This is a genomic window from Pseudideonella sakaiensis, from assembly GCF_048320135.1.
In the GTDB taxonomy this organism is placed as follows: Bacteria; Pseudomonadota; Gammaproteobacteria; order Burkholderiales; family Burkholderiaceae_C; genus Ideonella_A; species Ideonella_A sakaiensis_A.
Genome location: NZ_CP182947.1, coordinates 553,062 through 576,985 on the forward strand (window position 1 = coordinate 553,062; position 23,924 = coordinate 576,985).

25 protein-coding genes are annotated in these 23,924 nt (G+C 67.2%); 22 read left to right on the forward strand and 3 right to left on the reverse strand.

Annotated features, from left to right (window positions below):
* The first annotated feature begins 14 nt into the window (after positions 1–14).
* From fliG to ACNH6H_RS02500, 13 genes are all read left to right on the forward strand, one after another.
* Positions 15–1,019 (forward strand): flagellar motor switch protein FliG, encoded by a 1,005-nt coding sequence (gene fliG, locus ACNH6H_RS02440; protein ID WP_418315327.1) that lies wholly within the window; start codon positions 15–17, stop codon positions 1,017–1,019.
* Positions 1,006–1,830, forward strand: a complete 825-nt coding sequence (locus ACNH6H_RS02445) for a FliH/SctL family protein (RefSeq protein ID WP_418315329.1) — start codon at positions 1,006–1,008, stop codon at positions 1,828–1,830. Before fliG ends, ACNH6H_RS02445 begins: the two co-directional genes overlap by 14 nt.
* Complete coding sequence (gene fliI, locus ACNH6H_RS02450; RefSeq protein WP_418315331.1) at positions 1,827–3,254, forward strand: flagellar protein export ATPase FliI; 1,428 nt, start codon at positions 1,827–1,829, stop codon at positions 3,252–3,254. Before ACNH6H_RS02445 ends, fliI begins: the two co-directional genes overlap by 4 nt.
* Positions 3,255–3,276: 22 nt before the next feature.
* Positions 3,277–3,741, forward strand: a complete 465-nt coding sequence (gene fliJ, locus ACNH6H_RS02455) for a flagellar export protein FliJ (protein WP_418315332.1) — start codon at positions 3,277–3,279, stop codon at positions 3,739–3,741.
* Between the two features lie 11 nt (positions 3,742–3,752).
* On the forward strand, positions 3,753–5,882 hold the full coding sequence (locus ACNH6H_RS02460) for a flagellar hook-length control protein FliK (RefSeq protein ID WP_418315334.1): 2,130 nt from the start codon (positions 3,753–3,755) through the stop codon (positions 5,880–5,882).
* Positions 5,883–6,074: 192 nt separating this feature from the next.
* Positions 6,075–6,665: a flagellar basal body-associated FliL family protein gene (locus ACNH6H_RS02465; protein WP_418315336.1), complete on the forward strand. Its 591-nt coding sequence runs from the start codon at positions 6,075–6,077 to the stop codon at positions 6,663–6,665.
* A 34-nt stretch (positions 6,666–6,699) separates the two neighbouring features.
* Entirely contained in the window at positions 6,700–7,704 is a 1,005-nt protein-coding gene (gene fliM / locus ACNH6H_RS02470; RefSeq protein WP_418315338.1) for a flagellar motor switch protein FliM, read from the forward strand.
* A complete protein-coding gene (gene fliN, locus ACNH6H_RS02475) occupies positions 7,694–8,125 on the forward strand; it encodes a flagellar motor switch protein FliN (RefSeq protein ID WP_418315339.1) in 432 nt (143 codons plus the stop codon). The genes fliM and fliN overlap by 11 nt, the downstream gene beginning before the upstream one ends.
* Positions 8,126–8,158: 33 nt before the next feature.
* Entirely contained in the window at positions 8,159–8,509 is a 351-nt protein-coding gene (locus tag ACNH6H_RS02480) for a FliO/MopB family protein (RefSeq protein ID WP_418315341.1), read from the forward strand.
* A 59-nt stretch (positions 8,510–8,568) separates the two neighbouring features.
* The gene (gene fliP, locus ACNH6H_RS02485; RefSeq protein ID WP_418321190.1) at positions 8,569–9,303 is read left to right on the forward strand and encodes a flagellar type III secretion system pore protein FliP; all 735 of its coding nucleotides are present in this window, start codon (positions 8,569–8,571) and stop codon (positions 9,301–9,303) included.
* A 26-nt stretch (positions 9,304–9,329) separates the two neighbouring features.
* Complete coding sequence (fliQ, locus tag ACNH6H_RS02490) at positions 9,330–9,599, forward strand: flagellar biosynthesis protein FliQ (protein ID WP_418315342.1); 270 nt, start codon at positions 9,330–9,332, stop codon at positions 9,597–9,599.
* 34 nt (positions 9,600–9,633) lie between these two features.
* Positions 9,634–10,395, forward strand: coding sequence for a flagellar biosynthetic protein FliR (gene fliR, locus ACNH6H_RS02495; protein ID WP_418315345.1), 762 nt, complete (start codon positions 9,634–9,636; stop codon positions 10,393–10,395).
* A 98-nt stretch (positions 10,396–10,493) separates the two neighbouring features.
* The gene (locus tag ACNH6H_RS02500; RefSeq protein WP_418315346.1) at positions 10,494–10,871 is read left to right on the forward strand and encodes a hypothetical protein; all 378 of its coding nucleotides are present in this window, start codon (positions 10,494–10,496) and stop codon (positions 10,869–10,871) included.
* A gap of 15 nt (positions 10,872–10,886) precedes the next feature.
* On the opposite strand, the gene ACNH6H_RS02505 is transcribed toward ACNH6H_RS02500, so the two are convergent.
* The gene (locus tag ACNH6H_RS02505; protein ID WP_418315348.1) at positions 10,887–11,786 is read right to left on the reverse strand and encodes an AEC family transporter; all 900 of its coding nucleotides are present in this window, start codon (positions 11,784–11,786) and stop codon (positions 10,887–10,889) included.
* 386 nt (positions 11,787–12,172) lie between these two features.
* On the opposite strand from ACNH6H_RS02505, the gene ACNH6H_RS02510 reads away from it, so the two are divergent.
* The 5 genes from ACNH6H_RS02510 (at position 12,173) to xerD (ending at position 17,297) form a co-directional block, all read left to right on the forward strand.
* Complete coding sequence (locus ACNH6H_RS02510; RefSeq protein ID WP_418315350.1) at positions 12,173–13,162, forward strand: TRAP transporter substrate-binding protein; 990 nt, start codon at positions 12,173–12,175, stop codon at positions 13,160–13,162.
* An 84-nt stretch (positions 13,163–13,246) separates the two neighbouring features.
* Complete coding sequence (locus tag ACNH6H_RS02515) at positions 13,247–13,777, forward strand: TRAP transporter small permease (RefSeq protein ID WP_418315352.1); 531 nt, start codon at positions 13,247–13,249, stop codon at positions 13,775–13,777.
* A gap of 2 nt (positions 13,778–13,779) precedes the next feature.
* On the forward strand, positions 13,780–15,057 hold the full coding sequence (locus ACNH6H_RS02520; RefSeq protein WP_418315354.1) for a TRAP transporter large permease: 1,278 nt from the start codon (positions 13,780–13,782) through the stop codon (positions 15,055–15,057).
* 199 nt (positions 15,058–15,256) lie between these two features.
* Positions 15,257–16,357, forward strand: coding sequence for a transporter substrate-binding domain-containing protein (locus tag ACNH6H_RS02525; protein ID WP_418315356.1), 1,101 nt, complete (start codon positions 15,257–15,259; stop codon positions 16,355–16,357).
* 19 nt (positions 16,358–16,376) lie between these two features.
* Positions 16,377–17,297, forward strand: coding sequence for a site-specific tyrosine recombinase XerD (gene xerD, locus ACNH6H_RS02530; protein WP_418315358.1), 921 nt, complete (start codon positions 16,377–16,379; stop codon positions 17,295–17,297).
* An 18-nt stretch (positions 17,298–17,315) separates the two neighbouring features.
* On the opposite strand, the gene queG is transcribed toward xerD, so the two are convergent.
* The gene (gene queG, locus ACNH6H_RS02535; protein ID WP_418315360.1) at positions 17,316–18,425 is read right to left on the reverse strand and encodes a tRNA epoxyqueuosine(34) reductase QueG; all 1,110 of its coding nucleotides are present in this window, start codon (positions 18,423–18,425) and stop codon (positions 17,316–17,318) included.
* A gap of 86 nt (positions 18,426–18,511) precedes the next feature.
* On the opposite strand from queG, the gene tsaE reads away from it, so the two are divergent.
* Together tsaE and ACNH6H_RS02545 are read left to right on the forward strand one after the other, a co-directional pair.
* Entirely contained in the window at positions 18,512–18,928 is a 417-nt protein-coding gene (gene tsaE, locus ACNH6H_RS02540; protein ID WP_418315362.1) for a tRNA (adenosine(37)-N6)-threonylcarbamoyltransferase complex ATPase subunit type 1 TsaE, read from the forward strand.
* Positions 18,925–20,310, forward strand: coding sequence for an N-acetylmuramoyl-L-alanine amidase (locus ACNH6H_RS02545; RefSeq protein WP_418315364.1), 1,386 nt, complete (start codon positions 18,925–18,927; stop codon positions 20,308–20,310). Before tsaE ends, ACNH6H_RS02545 begins: the two co-directional genes overlap by 4 nt.
* 24 nt (positions 20,311–20,334) lie before the next feature.
* Here the strand turns inward: ACNH6H_RS02545 and ACNH6H_RS02550 are convergent, their stop codons facing one another.
* Complete coding sequence (locus ACNH6H_RS02550; protein WP_418315366.1) at positions 20,335–20,994, reverse strand: DedA family protein; 660 nt, start codon at positions 20,992–20,994, stop codon at positions 20,335–20,337.
* A 69-nt stretch (positions 20,995–21,063) separates the two neighbouring features.
* Here ACNH6H_RS02550 and mutL point away from each other — a divergent pair, with 69 nt between their 5' ends.
* Positions 21,064–22,920: a DNA mismatch repair endonuclease MutL gene (gene mutL, locus ACNH6H_RS02555; protein ID WP_418315368.1), complete on the forward strand. Its 1,857-nt coding sequence runs from the start codon at positions 21,064–21,066 to the stop codon at positions 22,918–22,920.
* Positions 22,921–22,965: 45 nt separating this feature from the next.
* Complete coding sequence (locus ACNH6H_RS02560; protein WP_418315369.1) at positions 22,966–23,880, forward strand: alpha/beta hydrolase; 915 nt, start codon at positions 22,966–22,968, stop codon at positions 23,878–23,880.
* Positions 23,881–23,924 lie beyond the last annotated feature (44 nt).

The following is a 23,924-nucleotide window of genomic DNA, read 5'->3' on the forward strand; positions in this document are numbered from 1 at the left end:
TGCGGAGGCTTGCGATGAGCGGCGTCGACGAGGCCGGCGTCGAGGACGCGGCGATCCTGCTGATGTCGCTCGGCGAGGAAGAGGCTGCGGCCGTCTTTCGCCATCTGTCGCCGAAGGAAGTGCAGCGGCTTGGCGAGACGATCGCGAAGATGAAGGCGATCTCGCGCGAGCGGGTCGACGACGTGATCGACCGCTTTGCCGAGCTGGCCGGCGACCAGCGCACGCTGGTTGCCGACAACGACGAATACGTCAAATCGGTGCTGCGCCGCGCGCTCGGCGACGAAAAGGCCAACATCCTGATCGACCGCATCCTGAAGACCGGCGACATCTCGGGCATCGAGAGCCTGAAATGGATGGATGCGATGTCGGTCGCCGAACTGCTGCGCAACGAACACCCGCAGATCGTCGCGGCGATCCTGGTTCACCTCGAATCTGACCAGGCCGCGGCGGTGCTGAAGGCCTTCGGCGAGCGCCAGCGCAACGAGGTGCTGGTTCGCATCGCAACACTCGACGGCATCCAGCCGGCCGCACTGGTCGACCTCAACGAGGTGATGAGCAAGGTGCTGGCCGGCGGCAACACGATGCGCAAGGCGAGCCTGGGCGGCGTCAAGACGGCTGCCGACATGATCAACCAGCTCGGCAGCAATGCCGAAACCGCCGCGATTGACTTCATCCGCGAGGCGGACGCCGATCTGGCGCAGAAGATCCAGGACAGCATGTTCACTTTCGACGACCTCAGCAGGCTCGACGACAAGGGCATCCAGACGGTGCTGAAGGAAGTGCAGAGCGAGTCGCTGATCATCGCGCTGAAGGGCGCGACGCCGGAGATGCGCGACAAGGTCTTCCGCAACATGTCGAGCCGTGCCGCCGAGACGCTGCGCGAAGATCTCGAGTCGCGCGGCCCGGTGCGCGTGTCCGAGGTCGAGGCCGAGCAGAAGGAATTGCTGAAGATCGTCCGTCGCCTGTGCGACGAAGGGCAGATAGCACTGGGTGCAGGCGGTGGCGATGACTTCGTCTAAAAACACGCCGAAAGGCCAGTTCCGCAATGTGCCGGCGCCGCAGGGCGGCCGCCAGGCATCGGTCTACAGCCGCTTCATTCCGCGCGAGGAATTGAACGATTTCGCGGCCTGGACGCCCGGCACGCTCGATGGCGACGCCGCCGCGGCAGCGCCGTCGGTACGCGCCGCGCCGCGCCAGGCGGCCGCGGCGCCGCCGCCCCCGCCGCCGAATGCGCAGGACGAATTGCAGGCGATGCTCAATGCAACCCGCCAGCAGGCCTACCAGGATGGCTACCGCGACGGCCTGGTTGCGCTCGATGCGTTCAAGCAAAGCCACGCGCGGCAGGTCGCATCGCAGATCGGCATGTTGCTGCAGAGCACGACGACGCAGCTCGACGAGCTGCAGCAGAAGATGGCGCGCGTGCTGGCCGTCTCGGCAACCAATCTGGCGCGGCAGATCATCCGCACCGAATTGCAGACCAGCGCCGAACTGGTCGCGATGGTCGCCGCCGAAGCACTCGATACGCTGCTGCTGAGCGCACGCCACATCACCGTGCGCGTCCATCCGGACGACCAGCCGCTGGTCGAACAGGGTGCGGCCGAGGTGCTCGCCGCCCGCGGCGGCCGCGTCGTCGCCGACAGCGGCATCGCCCGCGGCGGCTGCCTGGTCGAATCCGACATCGGCAGCATCGATGCAACGATGGAAGCGCGCTGGCGCCGTGCCACCGCAGCGCTCGGCTGCGACGGCCCGTGGCACGACGAGGAAGCGATCGACGCCACCGCTGACGGCAGCAGCGGCTCGCCGGCCAGACAAGAGCGCAGGGCGGCATGATCACGACGTCGAGCGAAAACCATGCGCTTGCCGCAACCAGCGACAAGTGGGACAACTACCTGAACAGCCTCGAGCGGCTGTCGGCCGAACCGCTGCCGCTGGAAACGCAGGGTCTGCTGGTGCGGGTCGCCGGCCTGGTGCTCGAAGCCGCCGGCATCCGGGTGCCGGTCGGTTCGGTCTGCGAGGTGCGGATGCCGGGCCAGCCTGCGGTGCAGGCCGAGGTGGTCGGCTTCTCCGGCGACCATGCCTATCTGATGCCGACCGGCGACATCCATGGCCTTGCCAGCGGCGCGATGGTGATCCCGCGGCCGACGCCGGTGGTGCCGATCCGGCTCGGCAGCCAGCAGCATCCATGGCGGCGCAATGAAGACCGCACGCAGCACCTGCCGGTCGGCGACGGCCTGCTCGGCCGGGTCGTCGATTCGCACGGCGTGCCGATCGACCGCAAGGGCCCGCTCGGCTCGACGCAGAATGCGCCGCTGATCCGCCGGCCGATCAATGCGATGGACCGTGATCCGGTGCGCCGCCCGCTCGATACCGGCGTGCGTGCCATCAATTCGATGCTGACCGTCGGCCGCGGCCAGCGGATCGGCCTGTTTGCCGGCACCGGCGTCGGCAAGTCGGTGCTGCTCGGCATGATGGCGCGTTATACCGAGGCCGACGTGATCGTCGTCGGTCTGATCGGCGAGCGCGGCCGCGAGGTCAAGGAATTCATCGAGGACATCCTCGGCGAGGAAGGCCTTGCCCGCTCGGTCGTCGTCGCGGCGCCGGCCGATGCGCCGCCGCTGACGCGCATGCAAGGCGCCAACTATGCAACGACGATCGCCGAGGATTTTCGTGATCGCGGCCAGCATGTGCTGCTGCTGATGGACTCGCTGACGCGTTATGCGATGGCACAGCGCGAGATTGCGCTGGCGATCGGCGAGCCGCCGGCCACCAAGGGCTATCCGCCGAGTTGCTTTGCGAAGCTGCCGCAGCTGGTCGAGCGCAGCGGCAATGCCGGCGCCGGCGGCGGCTCGATCACCGCGTTCTATACCGTCCTCAGCGAAGGCGACGACCAGCAGGACCCGATCGCCGACGCAGCGCGCGGCATCCTCGACGGCCACATCGTGTTGTCGCGCGAACTCGCCGAGGCCGGTCACTATCCGGCGATCGACGTCGAGAAATCGATCTCGCGGGTGATGACCAATGTCGCGATGCCGCCGCACCTCGAAGCGGCGCGGCGGTTCCGCCAGCTGCACTCAAAATACAGCAAGGCCCGCGACCTGATCCAGCTCGGCGCCTACGCGCCGGGCAACGATCCCGACCTCGACCATGCCGTGCACCTGCACGACGCAATGACCCAGTTGCTGCAGCAGCGCATGCACGAGGCGGCACCGATGGCCGCCAGCGTCAAGCAGCTGTGCGGCCTGATGGCCCCCTGAACCTTTCGAAGGAGCAGAACCGATGAGCGCTTTGCAACCCCTGTTCGCCCTGCTCGCCGTCGCCGAAGGCGAACGCGACCAGAGCCTGGCCGAATGCCGGCGCGCCGCACGCGCTGCCGAGATCGCCAGCCAGCAGGCCGATCAGCTGCTCGGTTACCGCAGCGACTACGAGCAGCGCTGGACGACGCGTTTTCGCACCGAGGGCTCGATGCCGGTCGTGCACTGCTACCAGGGCTTCATGAACCGGCTCGGCCAGGCGGTCAGCCACCAGGACCAGGTGATCCGCCATGCCGCCGCACAACTGGCCGCTGCCGAACAGCTGCTGCGCCAGCATGAGCTGCGGGTCGCGTCGGTGCGCAAGCTGATCGAGCGGCGCGAGCTCGAAATGCGTCTGTCGTCGGATCGCCGCGAGCAGAAGGCCAGCGACGAATTTGCCGCCCGCGCGATGGCCAATCGCCACACCAGCCTGCGCGCCGCGGCACGTTGAGGACCTCCACAGTGAACGCCACCTCATCCCTGACTTCCGGACCGCGCCAGAGCGGATTTGCCGCCGGTGCCGGCACCGCCGCTGCGATCGCATCGCTGTTCGCCGACGACGGCGCGGCGATGCCGTTCAACGCGCAACTGGCGCAGTTCAACCTGCAGCCGGGTGCCGCGGACGCCAGCGTACCGACCGGTGCGGCGCCGGGCGACGGTGGCGGCGACACCGCACTGGTGACACCGTCTGCGCTGGCATTGCCTGCTGCAGTTTCCGAACCCGACACCGCACCCGCCACCGACGCGGTGGCCGACTGGATCAAGGATCTGTTGCCGCCGACCGCTGCGGCGATCGCGCCGCACGGCGAGTCACAACCAGCGCCCGCTGGTGCCGCCGCGCAGTCGAAGCCGGCGAGCCCGGCGACGGCTGCAACAGCCGTTGCCGATGACAGCCTGCCATTGATCGCCCAGACCGGCACCGACACAGCACGGTCTCAGCAGCCGAGTCCAGTTGCAGCGACACCTGCTGCCCGGCAACCGGCGGGCCCGGCAGGCGCAGCGATGGCATCCGAGCGGCAAGCAGCCAGCGGCGCGACCCAGCGCCTGCCGACGCCTGGTGATGCCGACAGCCGGTCCGCCGCCGTGCGCCGGGTGGCCGGCACACGCGAGGCCGCGGTGGCAGCAGCCTCGAGCAGGGCCGGGACAGCCGATCGCGGTGTCGAAGCGACGCCGCGGCTGCAGCCGTTCGACGCGGCCGATCTGTCGGCAAACGATCGATCTGCGAAACGCGCAGCCGTGGCCACGCAAAGCGGGCAGCGGTTCGAGCCGGCCGAGGCACTGGCGCACGATGGTGGCGCTGCAACCGCTGGTGCAAGGCCTGGCGCCGACAGCGAGGTCCGCGAAACCGAATCCGGTGCCAACCGTATCGTCGCCGTCGACCTGCCGGTCGTGCCAGCACCGCACGCGGCAGTCAACGCGACGCCGGACCATGCTGCGGCGCAGACGCAGCTGGAAAACGGGTCCATTACGCTCGACGACCAGCGACTGAGCGCGCCGGAGTTGCCGCCAACCGCTGTTGCCGCAACCCAGCCCTCCTGGCAGGCGCCGGAGATCACCGAACAGCGGCATGCACCGGCCCGCACCACAGCCCATCAACCGTTGCGCGAGGTAGCGGCTGAGGCCACGCCGGTTGAGACTGAAACAGTAGAAACAACCCGCCGCGTGCCGCCTCGCCAAACCGCTGTCGACGAGCAGCAGCCGCTCGCCACGGCGCAGGCCGCATCGGTATTGCCACCGCCGTGGGTCGTCGCGAGCGAACAAGGCATCACCCGCCGTGAGCACGCGGTGGCGGCCGATCGTGCGCGATCACCGATGGCGGCAGCCGCAGCGACAGCGACGCCGTCGCTGGCGGCATCGGCCCCCACCGGCAACGGCGCTGCGAGCCAAGGACAGCCAGGCAGCAAGCCCTTTGGCCAGGCGGTCGCGGTCGCGGCCCGCAGTGCTGCTGCAGCACAACGGCTCGATGAATCAAGCAACTCCGCGGTCGAACGGACCGCTGCGGCATCGCAACAGGCCGGCCGCAGCGTTGATTTCGCGACCGCACTCGACCAGGCCCGGCTGCCCGGCGCGATCGCCGGCCAGGCGCCGCTCACCACCCCGCAGCCGAGCGCCACCGGACCCGTACCGCTGCAGGTACGCGTCGACACGCCGATTGCGGCGCCTGAATTTCGCGCCGCACTCGGCGTCGAAGTCAGCGTGCTGGCCCGTGATGGCGTCGAATATGCCGAACTGAGCCTGAATCCGGCCGAGATGGGCCCGATATCGGTGCGCATCGAACTCGACGGTCAACGCGCGCAGATCGATTTCGGCGCCGATTCGGCGGCAACCCGCGCGGTGATCGAGTCCGGCCTGCCCGAACTCGCCAGCGCGCTGCGCGAAGCGGGCCTGACGCTGACCGGCGGCGGTGTTTCCGAGCATCCGCGTGCGCAGGCCGACACATCGTCGCAACGGCAGGCAGGCGACCAGCCTTCGCAGCAAGGCCGCAATGGCCAGGCGCGAGGCGATGCCAATGGCAGCACAGCCGACCCGGCGCGCGAGCAGCCTCGGCCACGCCGCATGGTCTCGGCTGGCGGCGTCGACCTCTACGCCTGACGGGGCCGCTGCCCTTATCCACGCAACGCGCACCCGCGGCCGAGCCGCGGCGGTGCCGCATGCGTGAGCCTGCCATCCGCGACACAAGCCGCAAAAGCCGGCGCTTATCGCGCTTTAGCCAGCGGCATTGACTTCGACAATCTCGTTCGACCGGTCGTTTTCCGACCGTGAACTGACGAACAAGGAGTCGCGATGTCAGCCACAGCCGCAGCCGATGCCGGCAGCGCCCCGAAGGCAAAAGGCAAAAGCAAGCTTTTGCTGATCCTGATCGTCCTGCTGGTGCTGCTTGGCGCCGGCGGCGCGGGCGCCTTCTACATCATGAAGAAAAATGTCGCCGCCGCTGCCGGCGATGAGGACGACGTCGGCGTGGCGAAAGCGGCCGCGCCGAACCGCGGCCAGCCGCCGACCTATGTCGCGCTCGATCCCTTCGTCGTCAACCTGGCCGACAAGGAAAGCGAGCGGTATGCACAGATCGCGGTGACGCTGCAGGTCGACGACCCGAAATTTGCCGAGCAGATGAAGGGCTACATGCCATCGATCCGCAACGGCATCCTGCTGGTGCTGGCGCACAAGACCTCACGCGAGCTGCTCGAGCGCGCCGGCAAGGACGCGCTGGCCGAGGAAATCATGCGCGAAGCGGTGCGGCCGATGGGCATCGAGATCGATCCGGAGGACGCCGCCGAGGAAGCCGAGCAAAGCAGCAAGAAGAAGCGCAAGAAACGCCGGGCCCAGGTGCACAACCCGGTGACCCACGTGCATTTCGCGAATTTCATCATCCAGTGACGACGGCACGACGCGAGCGACCGAGTACCCATCGATGAGCCAGCAGATCCTTTCCCAGGACGAGGTCGATGCCCTGCTGCAGGGCATCACCGGCGATTCGCCGGAAACCGAGCACGAGCCGGTCGAAGCCGGCGGCATCCGCGAATACGACATCTCCAGCCAGGAGCGCATCGTCCGCGGCCGCATGCCGACGATGGAGATCATCAACGAGCGTTTTGCCCGCAACATCCGGCTCGGCCTGTTCGACTTCATCCGCAAGAGCCCGGAGATCTCGATCGGCGGCATCAAGGTGCACAAATACAGCGCCTTCATGCGCGAGATCGTCGTGCCGACCAGTTTCAGCATCGTCAACGTCAAGCCGCTGCGCGGCAGCGGCCTGATCATCTGTGATCCGACGCTGGTGTTTGCGGTGATCGATGCGCTGTTCGGCGGCGACGGCAAATCGCAGACGCGAATCGAAGGGCGGGATTTCTCGCCGACCGAGCAGCGCGTGATCGGCCGGCTGGTCGGCGTGATCTGCGAGCAGTATGCAAAGGCCTGGGCCGGCGTCTATCCGCTCGAGCTCGAGTTTCAGCGCGCCGAGATGCAGCCGCAGTTCGCCACCGTCGCAACGCCGAACGAGGTGGTGATCACGACCTCGTTCACGCTCGAGATCGGCGAGACGATCGGCACGATCCACTTCTGCATCCCGTATTCGACGCTGGAGCCGATCCGCGACGTGTTGTATTCCCCGATCCAGGGCGACGGACTGGAGCCGGACCGGCGCTGGGTCAATCTGATGAAGCAGCAGATCCAGTCGGCCGAAGTCGAGCTCGTTGCCGAACTGGCGCATGCACCGGCCACCGTCGAGCAGCTGCTCAGCTTCAAGCCCGGCGATTTCATCGAGCTCGACCTGCAACCAGGCATCGAGTGCAAGGTCGCCGGCGTGCCGATCCTGGCGTGTCACTACGGAACCGCGAACGGCAAATACGCCCTCAAGGTCGATCAACTGTTGACCAGCTCCGGTGCGAGCTGGCTCGGAGCCCAGCATGTCCTCTGAAAATTCCGCCGCCTCCTCCGAAGACGACGCGATGGCCGCCGAGTGGGCGTCCGCGCTCGCCGAATCGAAGTCGCAGAACGGCGGCGACGCCGTCACCGACCAGGTCTCGCCGGCGGCGTTCACGAAGTTCACGCCGGGCCAGAACCCGGTTGCCGGCAACGACATCAACATGATCCTGGACATCCCGGTGCAGTTGACGGTCGAGCTCGGCCGCACCCGGATTCCGATCAAGCACATCCTGCAACTGGCTCAGGGTTCGGTGGTCGAGCTGGAAACGCTGGCCGGCGAGCCGATGGACGTGCTCGTCAACGGTTATCTGATCGCGCAGGGCGAGGTCGTCGTCGTCAACGAGAAATTCGGCATCCGGCTGACCGACATCGTGACGCCGTCCGAGCGCATGCGCCGCCTGAGCCGCCAATGAGCGGCCGGCCATCCACCATCGTCCTCTGAACCCATGACCCCTTCCTCGCTGTCGCCGCTGCTGTGGTTCATCGCGATCATCGCGATGATTCCGCTCGCGTTGTGGCTGCTCAAGCGCACGCCGCTCGGCGCAACCAGCGCGGCCGGCGTAATGCGCAGCATCGCGACGCTGCCGATCTCCCAGCACCAGCGGCTGATGACGGTCGAGGTCGGCCAGGGCGAGGACCGCCTCTGGCTGGTGCTCGGCGTCAGCGCCGGCAATATCCAGACCCTGCACACGATGCCGCCGCAGCCGGAACCGCCGCCAGGCGCACCCGGCGCCGCAGTTCAGCCGAGCTTCGCGCAGGCGATGGCCCGTTTGCGCCGGCCGGGGGATTCGCGATGAGACAGTGCTCCGTCCAGCGCGGCAAGGCCGCGCTGCGCGCCGCCGTGCCGACCGTGCTGATGCTTGCCGCCGGTTTGCTGCCGGCTCTGGCCGGCGCACAGGCCGCTTCGCCATCGGGCTCCGCCAGTCTGCCGCTGGTCGTCGCCCAGGGCGCGGGCGGCACCAGCTATTCGGTGCCGATCCAGACGCTGCTGTTCTTCACCGCGCTGAGTTTTCTGCCGGCGCTGCTGCTGCTGATGACCGGCTTCACGCGCATCGTCATCGTGCTGAGCCTGCTGCGGCAGGCGATCGGCACGCAGGCCGCACCGCCGAACCAGGTGATCGTCGGACTGAGCCTGTTCCTGACCTTTTTCGTGATGGGCCCGACGATCGACAAGGTCTATGAGGACGCCTACAAGCCGTTTTCCGAGAACAGACTGTCGTTCGAGGCGGCGCTGCAGCGCGGCGAGGCGCCGATGCGCGAGTTCATGCTGAAGCAGACCCGGCAGTCGGACGTGATGCTGTTTGCCAACCTCGCGAAGATCGATCCGGCCGTCAAGTCGGAGGACGTGCCGTTCAAGGTGCTGGTGCCGGCCTTCGTCACCAGCGAGCTGAAAAGCGCCTTCCAGATCGGCTTTCTGGTCTTCATCCCGTTCCTGATCATCGACATGATCGTCGCCAGCGTCTTGATGAGCCTGGGCATGATGATGCTGAGCCCGGTCCTGGTCGCCCTGCCCTTCAAGCTGATGCTGTTCGTGCTCGCCGACGGCTGGAACCTGCTGCTCGGTTCGTTGGCCTCGAGCTTCGCGCAGTAGCGCGGCCCTCACCACAAGGAAACTGGATGGATCCGCAACAGGTATTGACGATCGGCCAGGAAGGCCTGTTCAAGCTGCTGAGCACGGCCGCGCCGGTGCTGCTGACGGTGCTGTTCGTCGGCCTGGTCGTCAGCATCGTGCAGGCGGCGACGCAGATCCACGAGGCGACGCTGTCGTTCGTGCCGAAGATCCTGGCCGCGGTCGCGATGCTCGCGATCGCCGGGCCGTGGATGCTCGGCAACATGGTCGACTATCTGCGCAGCATGCTGCAGATGATTCCGTCGGTCGTCGGCTGAGCCCAGCGCACCTGACCACTCCCGCGCGACCCGCATGCTGACGTTCAACGAGGCCCAGATCTGGGCCTGGCTCAGTCCGCTGCTGTGGCCATTCGTGCGCATCCTCGCGCTGTTCGGCTCGATGCCGGTATTCGCGCAACGCGCGGTGCCGGTGCGGGTTCGGGTTGCGCTGGCGATGCTGATCACCGTCTGCGCGCAAGGCACGCTGCCGCCGATGCCGGTGGTCGCGCTCGATTCGTCGGTTGCATTGCTGCTGCTGATCCAGCAGCTGTTGATCGGCCTGACGATCGGTTTCGCGGTGCGCCTGGTATTTGCCGCGATCGAACTCGCCGGCGAACTCACCGGCCTGCAGATGGGCATGAACTTCGCCGGTTTCTTCGATCCGGCCAGCGGCGGCCAGACCACCGTCGTCAGCCGCTTCTACGGAGTCTGCATCAGCTGGCTGTTCATCGTGATCAACGGCCACCTGCTGCTGATTGCCGCGGTGGTGCGCAGCTTCGAGGTCTTTCCGGTCGGGCCCGAGCCATTTGCCTTCCTGCGCGCGGTGCAGCCGCATCTGCTCGGCGCCGAGGTCTTCCGGCTCGGCCTGTGGATCGCCTTGCCGATGATCGCGATGCTGATGTTCACCAACCTGGTTCTCGGCATCATCTCGCGCGTCGCGCAGCAGCTGCAGATTTTTGCGATCGGTTTCCCGATCACCGTCAGTGTCGGCCTGCTCGGCGTGATGGTGACCCTGCCGATGCTCGCGATGCCGTTCACGAATGCGCTCGAACAGATGCTCGCGTTGTTCCGCTGAGCAATCCTCCCGACTGCTGATGACCCGTCGCCGGCAACGGCGTCGAATCGCACTGCACCGCGATGCGGCGCCTTGTGATCAATCACCGGAGTCAAGCGATGAACATCAGCCATCAGCAACTGGCCGCGATCGTGCTGGCCACCTTCACCACCGCGGCCAGCTTCGCCGCAGGCACTGACACGCCCGAGTTGTCGCGGGTCGAGATCATCCGATCGTCAGCCGAGGTCGAGGCAGCGCGTGTCGTGCTGGCCACCCAGGCCTTCCGCTCGGCATACCAGATGGAAACCGGCGAGCGGCTGATGGTGGACAGCCGCGGCAGCGCGCTGCGCATGCGTTATGCCGACCGCCCGTTCGAGACACTGCGCCATGACGGAAACGGGCGTTTCGTCTCGGCCGACGGGCGCTACAGCCTGCGCTTCGCGCTCGATCAGGGGGGTACTGCCGAGCGGGTGACGCTGGCGATGCCGGCACGTTGATCTCCGCCGGCCGGCCTAGAGCCAGCCCAGCACCGCCAGCCAGAAGGTGATGCTGACGATGCCGAGCAGCGTCGACAGCAGCACCAGTCCGGCGACATAACCGCCGTCGCCGCCCATCCGGGCGGCGAGCACATACGAGGCGCTCGAGGTCGGCAATGCGGCAAATGCGACGACAACCGCCGCCTGCGGTTTCGGCAGCGCGAGCGCCAGCGTGATGCCGATCGCGACCAGCGGCAGCACCGCATGGCGGATCGTCAGCAGCGATGCGGCCAGCCGCGGCGCGGCCACCAGCAGCCCGATCTTCAGACCGGCACCCGCGGCCATCAGCCCGATCGGCAGCGCCGCCGAACCGATGCGCTGCAGCGTCGTCGCCACCGGATCCGGAAAGCGCAGCCCGATCAGGTTGCAGACCAGGCCGGCGACGGTGCTGAGGATCAGCGGATTGCGCAGCAGTTCACGGTGGTAGTTCTGGCCGCCCTCGCGGGCCAGCGGCCAGACGGCGCCGACATTGCACAGCGGCACGCACACCGCGATCAGCAAGGCCATCCAGGCCAGCCCCTGCGCGCCGCCGATCCGTTCGGCCAGCGCCAGACCGATGAATGAATTGAAACGGAACGCGACCTGCGCGCCCGATGCATGCTGACGTGCTGGAACGCCCGGCCAGCGGCCGATCGCCAGTGCCAGCGCAATGCCGATGCCGGCGGTCGCCAGACCGGCAAACGCCAGGCTCAATGTCTGCCCCAGTTGCAGCGGACTGCGCAGGATCGAGTTGAACAGCAGCACCGGAAACAGCAGGTAGTAGACGAGCCGCTCCGCCGCGTCCCAGACCGTGCGGTCCAGTGGCGTTGCCCGGCAGATCACGAAGCCGCTGAGGATCAGCAGAAATTCCGGTAGCAGCAGCCAGACTTGGTCCATCCGGCGAGTGTGCCCCAGCACGTTCTGCCGAGTTCCCGAGCCGCTGCGCAGCAATGTCGGCAGCGGCGTCCGGTGCGGTGCCGGCGCGCGCCCCGCCCCACCCCGCAGCGCAGCGCAGAGCAACGGTCTGGCCTGGCGCGGCGATCCGAGCGCGAGCCAGCACCTGCGTGAATGAACAAGGCCGCGCCTGGTCAGCAGAAAAGCCGCATCTAGGGTTTGCCCTCGTGCAACGTTGCAAAACAGCGGGTAAGGTTGGTGTATCGATTTACTACGTACTTCACCACGCACCGGCGTGCGTCCGGCGGCACACCCCGCCGGCGCACCCCCGGTCCGATTCGTCAAGGCCGAGAGACCGTAGCCGCCCTCACATTCAACCAGGAGACACCATGTTTTCAACCACATCCAGATCGATCAAGACTGCTGCCTTGGCTTTGAGTCTGGCCATCCCGGCGATGTCGGCAACGGCCGCTGAATGGCGCGGCTGGAATATTCATGTCCAGGACTATCCGGTTTCGATCGCGATGGAATCCTTCATGAAGGAAGTTGCCGAGAAGACCGGTGGCAAGCTGACCGGCAAGATCTTCCACAACGGCGTTCTCGGCGACCAGCCCGACGCGATCGAGCAGACCCGGCTGGGCGCCATCGATTTCGGCGAATTCAGCCTCGGCCCGATGGGTCAGTCGATTCCGGAAACGAACGTCGTGTCGCTGCCGTTCATCTTCAAGAGCGTCCCGCAGATGCACAAGCTGATGGACGGCGAGGTCGGCGAAGCGATCGGCAAGGGCATGATCGCCAAGGGCCTGGTACCGGTCGGCTGGTACGACGCCGGCGCCCGCTCGTTCTACAACTCGATCAAGCCGATCAACACGCCGGCAGACGTCAAGGGCATGAAGGTCCGCGTGATGAACAACGACCTGTTCGTCGGCATGGTCTCGTCGATGGGCGGCAACGCCACGCCGATGGCCTTCGGCGAGGTCTTCCAGTCGATCAAGACCAAGGTCGTCGACGGCGCGGAAAACAACCCGCCATCGTACGAGTCCACCAACCACTTTGAGGTGGCGAAGTACTACTCGCTGACCGAGCACCTGATCATCCCTGAATGCCTGTGCGTCTCGAAGGTCTCCTGGGACAAGTTGACGCCTGAGCAGCAGGCCATCGTCAAGGCGGCCGGCAAGAAAAGCGCCGAACTGCAGCGCAAGCTCTGGGCCGAACGTGAAAAGGCCAGCATGGCCAAGGTCACCGCCGGCGGCGTCAAGGTCAACATGGTGACCAACAAGAAGCCGTTCCAGGACGCGATGAAGCCCGTCTATGACAAGTTCCTCGCCGCCAATCCGAATCTGGTCGGCCTCGTGAACATGATGCGCAACGCGAACTGAGGCCATCTGCGCCGACGACCCGCCCCCGCATCCCTGGGGGCGGGTCTTTTTTTGTCGGGTGTCTGCCCATGGAGGAATCAGAAGATGGCTGAACGGTCAATGGTCGTGACGCGAATAGAAGCGGGCCTCGACAAGCTGAGCGATGCCTGCCTTTTCCTGGCGTCCTGCGCTTTGGTGGTCCTGCTCGTGACCTTCGGCTGGCTCGTCTTCGGCCGCTATGTGCTGAACGTGACGCCAACCTGGGTCGAGCAACTGGCGCTGGTGCTGGTCGGCTACATCACGTTCCTGGGCGCTGCAGCCGGCATTCATGAAAGCAGCCACCTGGGCGTCGACATGTTCCGCGACATGCTTGGCGAAACCCCCCGCGCGATCGTGATGATCGCGGTCGACATCATGCTGGCGATTTTCGGCCTCGTGATGCTGCTGGCGGGGATCAAGCTGATGCGTTTCGGATGGGACACCCTGCTGCCGATGCTCAATGTGCCCGAAGGCGTCCGGACCTTCTCCGAGGTGTGCTGCGGCGCGCTGCTGCTGGTGTTCGCCGGCACCCGAGCCGTTCTCTCGATCATCAATTTCCGCGAGTTCGCCTCCCACACAACCATCGAAAGGTTCTGATCATGGGTCTCGCAATCCTGCTCGGCGTATTCGGGATCGGCATCGTGATCGGCATGCCGGTCGCATTCGCGATGGGCATTGCCGCCGCCACCGCCTTCTGGTTCGAAGGCTTCCCGATGCTGATCACGTTCCAGCGCGCGATGGCCGGTGTCACGGTCTTTTCGCTGCTGGCGATCCCGTTCTTCGTATTCGCCGGCGAGATCATGCTGCACGGCGGCATCGCGAAGCGCCTGCTCGGTTTCGCTTCTGCGCTGGTCGGCCACATCAAGGGCGGCCTCGCGATGGTCAATATCTTTTCGAGCATGCTGTTCGGCGGCATCTCGGGGTCGGCGGTCGCCGACATCTCGGCGCTGGGGTCGGTGCAGATCCCGGTCATGAAGGAGCGCGGCTACCGGCCCGACTTCGCGGTCAACGTGACCATCACCTCGTCGATTGCCGGCATCATCATTCCGCCCAGCCACAACATGATCATCTTTGCGGTGGCAGCGGGCGGCGGCATATCGATTTCGAGCCTGTTCCTCGCCGGCGTGGTTCCGGGCGTGCTGATGTGCCTGTGTCTCGCCGTTGCCGCCTACATCCTGTCGGTCAAGCACAAGTACCCGGCCGAGCCCTTCCCGGGCGGCGCAGAGCTGGCACGCACCGCGCTGGACGCCGTGCCCGGCCTGTTCACCGCGGTGATCATCATCGGCGGCACGCTTTCCGGCGTCTTCACGGTCACCGAATCGGGCGCGTTCGGCGCGATCTATGCGCTGCTGCTGTGCACCTTCTATTACCGCAGCCTCAGCTGGCAGGGCTTCAAGACAGCGGTCGCGTCGTCGGTCAGAACGACGTCGATGGTGATGATCCTGATCGCCTTTGCGAGCTCCTTCGCCTACCTGCTCGCGCTGTACCAGGTGCCGGCCAAGCTCAGCGATCTGCTGCTGGCGATCTCCGACAACCCGATCGTGATCCTGCTGATGATCAATGTGATCCTGCTGCTGCTCGGCATGATCATGGACATGGCAGCACTGATCCTGATCTGCACGCCGATCTTCCTGCCGATTGCCAAGAGCCTGGGCATGGCGCCGGAGCATTTCGGCATCATGCTGCTGGTCAACCTCGGCATCGGCCTGTGCACGCCGCCGGTCGGAACCTGTCTGTTCGTCGGATGCGCGGTGGGCAAGGTGAAGATCGAGGATGCGGTGCGGACGATCTGGCCTTTCTATCTGGCCATTCTGGTGGCGCTGATCCTCGTGACCTATGTCCCGGCCGTCACGATGTGGCTGCCCGGCATCTTCTAGCGTTCGCTTGCGCAGCAGGACGGCAGGGCCCGGTTGACGCCGGGCTCGACGTCCTTGCGCCAGCACGTGGCTGCGCTTGGTGCCCCGACAGCGGTTTGAAGGAACTTCTGCCGCCGGCTTGGTCCCATTGATGGACCGCGCAGGCCTGGCGGCAGCGGTGTTTGTTACCGTCGGGCGTGTCTTGCCGAAGGAACAACAAATGAAGAAATGGACAGCAATGATGCTGCTGTGCCTCGCGCCGCTGCTCTGGTCGGCGCCCGGCGACGCCGCCGCGCAGGCACAGCAGGCGCCGGCCCAGCCGACGCTGCGCGTCGCGATCAGCGAGGTGCCGCCGTTCGTGATCCGCGAGGCCGACGGCCGCTGGCGCGGCATCAGCATCGACCTGTGGACACAGATCGCCGAGGAACTCGGGCGCGAATTCGAACTGGTGCCGATGGCCTTCAAGGATGTGTTGCCGAGTGTCGAGACCGGCAAGGCCGATGTCGCGGTCGGCGCGATCACGATGACCGCCGAGCGCGAGGAGCGGGTCGACTTCACGCACCCGTTCTACCAGACCGGGCTCGCGATCGCGGTGCCGCTGGAAAGCGACGGCGGCTGGATGGCCGTCGTCAGGCGGCTGTTCTCGTGGCAGTTTGCCAGTGCGGTGCTCGGCCTGGCGGCGCTGCTGCTTGGCGTCGGCGCCTTGTTGTGGATGTTCGAGCGGCACCGCAACAAGGAGCAGTTCGGCGGCAAGCCGGTGCAGGGCCTCGGCCAGAGCTTCTGGTGGGCCGCGGTGACGATGACGACCGTCGGTTATGGCGACAAGGCGCCGGTGACGCTCGGCGGGCGGCTGATCGCGATCGTCTGGATGTTTGCCGCATTGATCATGGTGTCCGGCTTTACCGCAGCCGTCACGTCGGCGCTGACCGTCGGCAGCCTGCAAAGCGCGATCAGCGGCCCGCAGGACCTGCGGCGCGCTCATGTCGCAACAGTCGCCGGCACGACCAGCGCGCGTTATCTCGACGACGAACGCATCCGCGCCACCGCCTATCCCGATGTGCCGACCGCAATGCGCGCGGTGCAGAACGGCGATGTCGATGCAATCGTCTACGACCAGCCGATCCTGCAATACCGGATTGCCGAACTGAGCGGCACCGCGCTGCGCGTGCTGCCCGGCACCTTCGACAACCAGGCCTATGCCTTTGCGGTCGGCGCCGGCAGTGAATTGCGCGAGCCGGTCAGCCAGGCGACGCTGCGCATCGTCAACGGCAGCAACTGGCCCGACCTGAAGCGAAAATACCTCGGCCCGGTACCCCGCTGAACAAGATTTTCTCGACACCATGCCCGCCCCGCAGGCCGACGCCGCAGCGCCCGACCACGCGATCATCAACCGCTTCATCGAGGCCTTGTGGATCGAGGACGGGCTGGCCGCCAACACGCTGCAAGCCTACCGGCGCGACCTCGAGCTGTATGCCCGCTGGCTGGCCGAGACCGCGCCAGGCCGCAATCTGGCGCAATCGAGCGAGGCCGATCTGCGCGGCTATGGCGTATCGCGACACCCGGACAGCAAGGCCAGCAGCAGCAACCGCCGGCTGACCGTTTTCAAGCGCTTTTTCCGCTGGGCGCTGCGCGAGCAGCTGACGGCCGCCGATCCGACGCTGAAGCTCGACGGCGCGCGCCAGGCGCTGCGCGTGCCGAAGACGCTGAGCGAGGCGCAGGTCGAGGCGCTGCTGAATGCACCCGACACCGGCTCGCTGCTCGGGTTGCGCGACCGCGCGATGCTCGAGCTGCTGTATGCGAGCGGGCTGCGCGTCAGCGAACTGGTCACGCTGCAGTCGGTCAACGTCAGCCTGAACGAAGGCGCGTTGCGTGTCACCGGCAAGGGCAGCCGCGAGCGGCTGGTGCCATTCGGCGAGGAGGCCGACCAGTGGCTGCGCCGCTACCTCGCCGAGGCGCGCAGCGCGATCCTCGGCGGGCGTGCCAGCGATGCGCTGTTCGTCACCGGGCGCGGCGGCCCGATGACGCGGCAGATGTTCTGGAAACTGATCAAGGCGCATGCCCGGCGCGTCGGCATCGACGTGCCGCTTTCGCCGCACACGCTGCGCCACGCCTTTGCGACCCATCTGCTGAACCACGGCGCCGACCTGCGCGCGGTGCAGATGCTGCTCGGCCATGCCGACATCTCGACGACGACGATCTACACCCACGTTGCGCGCGAACGCCTGAAGGCCTTGCACGCGAAGCACCACCCGCGCGGCTGAGCGCTGGCAGCAAGCGCCTCACCCGGCAAGCGCCCAGTCGATGTGCTCGCGCAGCAGATCGTCGGCGCCGTCGCGCTGGCCGGCCAGCGCCGCGCGGACCTCATCGGCAAGTTGCCGCTCGCAGCGCGCGTCGCGCAGCAGGTTGCCGAGCGCGACCGCGAGGTTGCGGCGCCAGCGGGCATGGCCGATGCGACGGATCGCGCTGCCTTCGGTCAGGCGCAGAAAATCGGCCTCGGTCCATCGCCAAAGCGCCAGCAGCGTTGCGTCGCCGAACGGCGGACGGACATCGAATTCGGCCAGCCCGCTTTTTCGCGCGAACTTGTTCCACGGGCAGACCAGCTGGCAGTCGTCGCAGCCATAGATGCGGTTGCCGAGCGCCGGCCGCAGTTCGACCGGTATCGGCCCGGCATGCTCGATCGTCAGATACGAGATGCAGCGCCGCGCATCGAGCCGATACGGTGCAACGATCGCGCCGGTCGGGCAGACGTCGATGCACGCCCGGCAGCTGCCGCAGTGTTCGTCGACCGGCGGCGTCGGCGGCAGCGCGAGGTCGATATAGATCTCGCCGAGAAAAAACATCGAGCCACCGTCGCGATCAAGCGCCAGCGTATGTTTGCCTCGCCAGCCGATGCCGCTGCGGCTGGCCAGTTCGACCTCGAGCACCGGTGCCGAATCGGTGAAGACGCGGTGGCCGAACGGGCCGACCCGCTGCTGCAGGGCATCGGCCAGCTTGCCCAGCCGCTGCCGCATCGTCTTGTGGTAGTCGCGGCCGCGGGCGTAGAGCGACACCGTGGCCTGTGCCGGGTCTTCGAGCCGATGCCACTCGATCGCACGCCAGTCGTCGTTGTTGCTGCCGCCGGCGGGCTCTGATGACGGGCGCGGCAGGTAGTCGAGCCGCGCGGTGATCACGCTCGATGTGCCCGGCCGGAGCTCGGCCGGCCGCGCCCGGCGCAGGCCATGCCGCTCCATATAGGCCATTTCGCCGTGAAATCCGGCCTCCAGCCAGGCCAAAAGTCCCTCCTCCGCAACACTCAGGTCGACATCGGCCACTCCGATCTGTGAAAATCCCAGTGCGGCCGCTTCGCGGCGCAAAAACTCAATCAGCTCAGGCACTTCAACGAGAGACATCAAGTAAATTCTTCGCGGCTTTGACAAATTCAGGAATACGCACGATCGACTGGCCGAATGAGTCCGGCTGCGTTGCCACCGCGGCAATGCTCGCTGCACGGCCGGCCATCCGATCGGCATTCATCACGCTGCACGGCACGCTGGGCGCCGGCAAGACGAGTTTTGCCCGGCACCTGCTGCGCGCACTGGGCGTCGACGGCCCGATCAAGAGCCCCACTTATACGATGGTCGAGGAATACCGACTGCAAGCCGCTGACGGCGATGGTCCGACGACCGCCTGGCATTTCGACTTCTACCGCTTCGACGATCCCCATGAATGGGAGGATGCCGGATTTCGCGACATCTTCGCGCAGCGCGGTCTGAAGCTCGCCGAATGGCCCGAAAAGGCGGCCGGCCTGCTGCCGCCCGACGATCTGAGCATCACGCTGGTCCCGGGCGATGACGACGCCCGCCACGTGACCATCGAAGCGCACAGTGCGCTCGGCCAGGAGCTGTTGCGATGACGCGGCAGATCATCCCGACACCGCCCGACCGCGGCCGCCGCACGCTGCTGACCGGCCTCGGCAGCATCGTGCTGCTGCTCGGCCCGGCGCAGCTGGCCTTTGGCGCCAGCATCGTCGCGGTGCGGCTCTGGCCTGCCGACGACTACACCCGCGTGACGCTGGAAAGCGATACCGCGCTGCAGGCGAGCCATTTCCTGATCGACAACCCGAGGCGGCTGGTGATCGACGTCGAAGGCCTCGAGCTGAGTCCGGCGCTGCGCGAGATCGTCGGCAAGGTGCGCAGCGATGACCCCTACATCGCCGGTGTGCGGGTCGGCCAGAACCAGCCGCGCATCGTCCGGCTGGTGATCGACCTGAAGCAGGCGATCGCGCCGCAGCTGTTTGCGCTGACGCCGGTCGCCGCCTACCAGCATCGGCTGGTATTCGATCTGCGCCCGACCGAGCCACCCGATCCGCTGCTCGCATTGATCGAGGAAAAGGAAAGCGCCGAACGGCAGGCCGCACGCTCGGTGCGCGACGCGCTCGGCGAATTCATCGGCAAGATCGACCCGAACCGCCCGAAGGGCGGCAGCACCGGCTCGCCGCCGATCGTTGCGGCCGCGCCGGCATCGGCACCGATGCAGACGCCGGCACCCGGCGCGCCGCCCGGACCGGCGCTGCAGCGGCGCATCGACCGGCTGATCGTCGTTGCGATCGATCCGGGCCATGGCGGCGAGGACCCCGGCGCGATCGGCCCGAACGGCCTGAAGGAAAAGGATGTCGTGCTGGCGGTGGCGCTGCAACTGCGCGACCGCATCAACGAGATGCCGAACATGCGCGCGATGCTGACCCGCGACGAGGACTTCTTCGTGCCGCTGCAGGACCGGGTGCGCAAGGCGCGGCGCGTGCAGGCCGATCTGTTTGTCTCGATCCACGCCGATGCCTTCATCACGCCAAAGGCGCGTGGCGCGTCGGTTTATGCATTGAGCGAACGCGGCGCCACCAGCACGGCGGCGCGCTGGATGGCCAGCCGCGAAAATGCCGCCGACATCGTCGGCGGCGCCAACCTGCATGCCGCCGATGCAACGGTGCTGCGGGCGATGCTCGACATGAGCACGACCGCGCAGATCAAGGACAGCCTGCATGTCGGCCGCGAGGTGCTCGGCGAAATCGGCAAGGTCGGCCGACTCCACAAGGCGAGCGTCGAACAGGCCGGTTTTGCGGTGCTGAAGGCGCCGGACATCCCGTCGATCCTGGTCGAGACAGCCTTCATCTCGAACCCGGAGGAGGAAGCCAAGCTGCGCGATCCGGCCTACCAGGCCGAACTGGTCGAGGCGCTGAGCGTCGGGATCCGCCGCTATTTCGCGAAGAATCCGCCGCTGGCGAGAAACCGCTCGCTGTGAGCGGCGCCGCCCGGCGGCCCGGCCTCAGGCCAGGCTCTTGACGCTGCCGCTGCTGCGGCCGGCGCGCCAGGCGCCGAAGATCGCGATCAGGCCCGGGATGATGATGATCGCCCAGATGATCTTGTCGAGATTTGCCTTCACCCACGGCAGGTTGCCGAACAGCTGGCCGGCGACGGTCAGCGAGACGACCCAGATGCCGGCGCCGATCACGTTGTAGGCGATGAAGCGCGAGCGCGTCATTGCGGCAACGCCGGCGACAAACGGCACGAAGGTGCGCACGAACGGCATGAAGCGCGCGAGGATGATCGTGATGCCGCCATAACGCTCGTAGAACTCGTGCGCCTGCTCGAACGCGCGCTTGTTGAAGAAGCGCGACTGCTCCCAGCCGAAGACCTTCGGCCCGAAATAGCGGCCGACACTGTAGTTGACCTGGTCGCCGAGCACCGCGGCAATGAACAGCAACGAAATCGTCAACGGCAGATCGAGCAGACCGGCACCACACATCGTGCCGACGACGAACAGCAGCGAGTCGCCGGGCAGGAACGGCATCACGACGACGCCGGTCTCGACGAAGATGATTGCGAACAGCAGCGCATAGACCCAGGCGCCATGGGCCTCGACGAATTGCACCAGGTGAACGTCGACGTTGAGGATGAAATCGACCAGGGCGAGCAGGATGTCCATGGGCTGCGATTATCCAGGGCTTCGCGGCCGCGCCGGGCCGGGCTGTGGCGGATTCCTACAATCGGGGCGATGAATGCCTTGATAGCGCGCACCCGCCGCCCGATCCGCGAGTTGCCGGACGAACTGATCAGCCAGATCGCCGCCGGTGAGGTCGTCGAGCGGCCGGCCTCGGTGGTGCGCGAACTGGTCGACAACGCGCTCGACGCCGGCGCCCGCGAAATCGGCATCAAGCTGCTCGGCGGCGGGATCCGCTCGGTGCTGGTCGAGGACGACGGCGCGGGCATTCCGGCCGACGAGTTGCCGCTGGCGCTGCGCCGCCACGCCACCAGCAAGATCGCGTCGCTGGCCGAACTCGAGCAGGTCGAAACAATGGGTTTTCGCGGCGAGGCGCTGGCGGCGATCGCATCGGTGTCCGAACTGGCGATCTGCAGCCGCTGCGCCGATGCGCCGCATGCACTGCGGCTCGACGCGCGCAGCGGCGAGTTGGCGCCGGCGGCACGCGGCACGGGCACCAGCGTCGAGGTCCGCGAGTTGTTCTTCAGCACGCCGGCGCGGCGCAAATTTCTCAAATCGGTGGCCACCGAACTGGCGCACTGCATCGAGGCGGTGCGCCGCCATGCGCTGGTCCGGCCCGACGTCGGCTTCACGGTCTGGCACGACGGCAAGCTGAGCCAGCAATGGCGGCGTTGCGATGCGCCGGCGCGGCTCGAGCAATTGCTCGGCGACGAATTCGTCGGCCACAGCCGGCCGCTGCTGATCGAGCAGGGGCCGCTGCGCATCAGCGGCCGCGCAGGGCTGCCGGAGGCGGCACGGGCCCGCGCCGACCATCAATATGTCTATGTCAATGGCCGTTATGTGCGCGACAAGCTGATTGCCCACGGCGTGCGCTCGGCCTACCAGGACGTGTTGCACGGCGCCCGCCAGCCGGCCTACGTGCTGCTGATCGAGATCAATCCGGAGCTGGTCGACGTCAATGTCCACCCGACCAAGATCGAGGTCCGCTTCCGCGATGCGCGCGAAGTCCATCAGGCGGTGCGGCGGGGGGTCGAGATCGCATTGGCGAATCCGCGCGCCGGCGAATCTGGCGCGGCCGTCCTGACCGCCGTCGCCGATCCGGCCGGGCCAGCGCTGGGCGGCCGACCCGCCGCTGCGCCCGCACCGGCGGTGCAGCCGCAGCGGCCGTGGCCGGCAGCACAGGGCCGGCTCGGCCTCGCGCAGGCCGAGGTCTTGTATGCGCGTGAGCCGCAGCCGGCGCCGCTGCAGGCCGGCCGGCCCGAGCCGGTGCCCGCCGCGCCGGCATCCGCACCGCAGGCGCCTGCGGCGGCCGCGGACTCCTGGCCGCTCGGCCGCGCAATCGCGCAGATCGGCGGCATCTATATCCTGGCCGAAAACGAACGCGGGCTGATCGTCGTCGACATGCATGCGGCGCACGAGCGCATCGTCTACGAACAATTGAAGGCCGCGGCGGCCGCCGCCGGCGATGCGCCGATCGCCAGCCAGCCGCTGTTGATACCGGCCAGCTTCAGCGCAACGCCGCAGGAGATGGCCTGCGCCCAGACCCATGGCGAGACGCTGCTGCGCCTCGGGCTCGAGTTGTCGCCGCTGTCGCCGACGACGCTCGCGGTGCGCTCGCGGCCGGCCGCGCTGGCCGGCGGCGACGTCGTCGAACTGGCGCGCCAAGTGCTCGCCGAACTGGCGCAATTCGGCGCCAGCGCCGCGTTCGAGCGGGCGCAGCACGAGGTGTTGTCGACGATGGCCTGCCATGGCGCAGTGCGCGCGAACCGCCAGCTGACGATCGACGAAATGAATGCGCTGCTGCGGGACATGGAACGCACCGAGCGCTCCGACCAATGCAACCATGGCCGGCCGACCTGGCGGCAGATTTCGCTGCGCGACCTCGATGCGATGTTCTCGCGCGGTCGTTGAACCGCGTCCGCCCTGCTCCCCGCCACCCGTTCCGACCTGTCGACGATGACCTCGAGGATTGCCGAATTTGTACGCCGCCGCTGGCTGACGCTGGCACTGGCCGGGTTGCTGGGCAGCGGCGTGCTCGCCGGCTGCGCGAGCTTCGATACACAGATGCGCAAATGGATCTTCCAGCCGGCGCCGGCGCAGTCCTGGCAAGGCACGCCACGGCAGCGCCACGATGGCATCGACGATGTCTGGATCGAATACCGCTCCGAGGCTTCCGGCCAGCCGGTCCGGCTGCACGGCCTGTGGGCGGCGCATGCCGATCCGCAGGCGCCGCTGCTGCTGTACCTGCATGGCGCACGGCGGCATGTCGAATCGAGCGGCTGGCGGATCCGCAACATGCGCGAGCTCGGCTTTTCGGTGCTCGCGATCGACTACCGCGGTTTCGGCGCCAGCACCGACGAGCTGCCGTCGGAGGAATCGGCGGTCGAGGATGCGGTGGCGGCCTGGGACTGGCTCGGCGCGCGATTTCCGCAGCAGCCGCGCTACATCTTCGGCCATTCGCTCGGTGGCGCGATCGCGATCGCACTGGCGGCACGCACCGACGACGAACGCGGGCTGATCGTCGAAGGGACCTTCACGTCGGTCGCCGACGTCTTCCGCAGCTGGCGCTGGGGCTGGCTGCCGCTGACGCCGCTGATCGGCAAGCGCTTCGATTCGGCGGCACAGATCGCGCGGGTCGGCTCGCCGGTGCTCGTCGTGCACGGCAGCGACGATGGCACGATCAAGCCGCAACTCGGCCGCCAACTCTATGCCCGCGCGGCCGAGCCGAAACGTTTCGTGCTGGTCGACGGTGGTACCCACCACAATGCGAACCGGCTCGGCCAGGCGCAATACCGCGAGGCGATCGAAGCGCTGTTCGGCATCGGCCGGCAGCCAGCGCAGCGTACGCTGACCAACCTGGTCATCGAGTGACGGCAGCGGCCGAAACCATCCACCGGAAGGCCGCCCGCAACGCG

Coding starts and splice junctions, on each gene's coding strand:
- ACNH6H_RS02480 (WP_418315341.1), top strand. CDS start 8,159: ATGACCCCTTCCTCGCTGTCGCCGCTGCTGTGGTTCATCGCGATCATC.
- fliI (WP_418315331.1), top strand. CDS start 1,827: ATGATCACGACGTCGAGCGAAAACCATGCGCTTGCCGCAACCAGCGAC.
- mutL (WP_418315368.1), top strand. CDS start 21,064: ATGAATGCCTTGATAGCGCGCACCCGCCGCCCGATCCGCGAGTTGCCG.
- ACNH6H_RS02550 (WP_418315366.1), bottom strand. CDS start 20,994: ATGGACATCCTGCTCGCCCTGGTCGATTTCATCCTCAACGTCGACGTT.
- ACNH6H_RS02545 (WP_418315364.1), top strand. CDS start 18,925: ATGACGCGGCAGATCATCCCGACACCGCCCGACCGCGGCCGCCGCACG.
- ACNH6H_RS02500 (WP_418315346.1), top strand. CDS start 10,494: ATGAACATCAGCCATCAGCAACTGGCCGCGATCGTGCTGGCCACCTTC.
- queG (WP_418315360.1), bottom strand. CDS start 18,425: ATGTCTCTCGTTGAAGTGCCTGAGCTGATTGAGTTTTTGCGCCGCGAA.
- ACNH6H_RS02505 (WP_418315348.1), bottom strand. CDS start 11,786: ATGGACCAAGTCTGGCTGCTGCTACCGGAATTTCTGCTGATCCTCAGC.
- fliJ (WP_418315332.1), top strand. CDS start 3,277: ATGAGCGCTTTGCAACCCCTGTTCGCCCTGCTCGCCGTCGCCGAAGGC.
- fliP (WP_418321190.1), top strand. CDS start 8,569: ATGCTTGCCGCCGGTTTGCTGCCGGCTCTGGCCGGCGCACAGGCCGCT.
- ACNH6H_RS02560 (WP_418315369.1), top strand. CDS start 22,966: ATGACCTCGAGGATTGCCGAATTTGTACGCCGCCGCTGGCTGACGCTG.
- ACNH6H_RS02510 (WP_418315350.1), top strand. CDS start 12,173: ATGTTTTCAACCACATCCAGATCGATCAAGACTGCTGCCTTGGCTTTG.
- ACNH6H_RS02520 (WP_418315354.1), top strand. CDS start 13,780: ATGGGTCTCGCAATCCTGCTCGGCGTATTCGGGATCGGCATCGTGATC.
- ACNH6H_RS02445 (WP_418315329.1), top strand. CDS start 1,006: ATGACTTCGTCTAAAAACACGCCGAAAGGCCAGTTCCGCAATGTGCCG.
- xerD (WP_418315358.1), top strand. CDS start 16,377: ATGCCCGCCCCGCAGGCCGACGCCGCAGCGCCCGACCACGCGATCATC.
- fliM (WP_418315338.1), top strand. CDS start 6,700: ATGAGCCAGCAGATCCTTTCCCAGGACGAGGTCGATGCCCTGCTGCAG.
- fliG (WP_418315327.1), top strand. CDS start 15: ATGAGCGGCGTCGACGAGGCCGGCGTCGAGGACGCGGCGATCCTGCTG.
- ACNH6H_RS02515 (WP_418315352.1), top strand. CDS start 13,247: ATGGCTGAACGGTCAATGGTCGTGACGCGAATAGAAGCGGGCCTCGAC.
- tsaE (WP_418315362.1), top strand. CDS start 18,512: ATGCTCGCTGCACGGCCGGCCATCCGATCGGCATTCATCACGCTGCAC.
- fliN (WP_418315339.1), top strand. CDS start 7,694: ATGTCCTCTGAAAATTCCGCCGCCTCCTCCGAAGACGACGCGATGGCC.
- ACNH6H_RS02525 (WP_418315356.1), top strand. CDS start 15,257: ATGAAGAAATGGACAGCAATGATGCTGCTGTGCCTCGCGCCGCTGCTC.
- fliQ (WP_418315342.1), top strand. CDS start 9,330: ATGGATCCGCAACAGGTATTGACGATCGGCCAGGAAGGCCTGTTCAAG.
- fliR (WP_418315345.1), top strand. CDS start 9,634: ATGCTGACGTTCAACGAGGCCCAGATCTGGGCCTGGCTCAGTCCGCTG.
- ACNH6H_RS02465 (WP_418315336.1), top strand. CDS start 6,075: ATGTCAGCCACAGCCGCAGCCGATGCCGGCAGCGCCCCGAAGGCAAAA.